The 1,625-nt window shown below is 76.9% G+C and carries 2 protein-coding genes; both read left to right on the forward strand.

What is annotated here, in order from left to right; genetic code table 11:
* The coding region (gene crtI / locus ACWEN3_RS46325) for a phytoene desaturase family protein (RefSeq protein ID WP_452984437.1) at positions 1-846 on the forward strand (846 nt) is incomplete at its 5' end.
* Positions 843-1,625 (forward strand): phytoene/squalene synthase family protein (locus tag ACWEN3_RS46330; RefSeq protein ID WP_452984439.1); only part of this gene is annotated, 783 nt, incomplete at its 3' end. The genes crtI and ACWEN3_RS46330, both read left to right, overlap by 4 nt.

Raw genomic sequence — 1,625 nt, forward strand, 5'->3', positions numbered from 1 at the left:
GTCAGGCCGGTGTTCCGGGAGGCGGCGGCCGAGGCCGGGGCGGAGTTCCGCTACGGGCAGCGCGTGACCCGGCTGGAACGCGCCGGCGACCGCATCACGGCCGCGGTGACCGACGACGAGCGCATCGCCTGCGACGCCGTCGTCCTCACCCCCGACCTGCCGGTGACCTACCGCCTGCTGGGCCGCGCCCCGCGCCGCCCCGCACGGCTCAGGCTCGCCCCGTCGGCGGTGGTCCTGCACGCCGGCTGCGACCGCACCTGGCCGGAACTGGCCCACCACACCCTGTCCTTCGGCCACGCCTGGCGGCACACCTTCCGGGAACTGACCCGCACCGGCGAGCTGATGAGCGACCCCTCCCTGCTGATCACCCGCCCCACCGCGACCGACCCGGGCCTCGCCCCGCCGGGACGCCACCTGCACTACGTCCTCGCCCCCTGCCCCAACACCGACATCGGCCCGGACGCCGCCGACTGGCCCGGACTCTCCGCGCGCTACCGCGACAGCCTGCTGCGCGAACTAGACCGCCGGGGCCTGGCCGGCATCGCCTCGGCCATCGAGGAGGAGTGCCTGGTCACCCCGGCCGACTGGAGTGCGCAGGGGCATGCCGCGGGTACGCCGTTCTCCGCCGCGCACACCTTCGCCCAGACCGGCCCCTTCCGCCCCCGCAACCTCGTGCGCGGCACCGCCAACGCCGTCCTCGCCGGCTGCGGCACCACGCCCGGGGTGGGGGTTCCGCCCGTGCTGCTGTCCGGGAAGCTGGCCGCGGCCCGCATCGCCGGCCGGTCACGCTCCCGCGCCACCCTCGGCACGAGTACCGGACGGCCCGTGGCGGGGGCGCGGCCATGACCGCCCGCGAACTGGACGCCGCCGGCATCACCGACCCGCGTCTGCGCGCCGCCTACACCCACTGCCGTGCGCTGAACGCCCGGCACGGCCGCACCTACTTCCTCGCCACCCGCCTGCTGCCCCCCGGCCGGCGCCCCGCCGTGCACGCCCTGTACGGCTTCGCCCGCTGGGCCGACGACATCGTCGACGCGTTCGAGGACGGCCCCGGCGCCCCGGCGGGGGACGACGCGACGGCACGGCGGGCCGCCGCCCTGGACCGGCTCGGCGACGACCTGGCCCGCGGCCTGGCCGGCGGGCGGGGCGCCGCCCCGGTGGTCGCCGCCCTCGCCGACACCAGCAGCCGCTACGCCATCGACCACCGCCACTTCACCGACTTCCTCACCTCGATGCGCAGCGACCTGACCGTCACGGAGTACGCCGGCTACGACGAGCTGCGCGACTACATGCACGGCTCGGCGGCGGTGATCGGCCTGCAGATGCTCCCCGTCCTCGGCACCGTCGTGCCCCGCGAGGAGGCCGCCCCGCACGCGGCCGAACTGGGCGTCGCCTTCCAGCTGACCAACTTCCTGCGGGACGTCGGCGAGGACCTCGACCGCGGCCGGATCTACCTCCCCCAGGACCTGCTCGCCGCCCACGGCGTGGACCGGGAACTGCTGCGCCACTGCCGGGACAGCGGCCGCACCGACCACCGGGTCGTCGCGGCGCTGCGCGCCTTCGAGGCCCTCACCCGCGCCGCCTACCGGCGCGCGGCGCCCGGCGTGCCGATGCTCGACCCCGTC

The sequence above is a fragment of the Streptomyces sp. NPDC004561 genome (genome assembly GCF_053602155.1).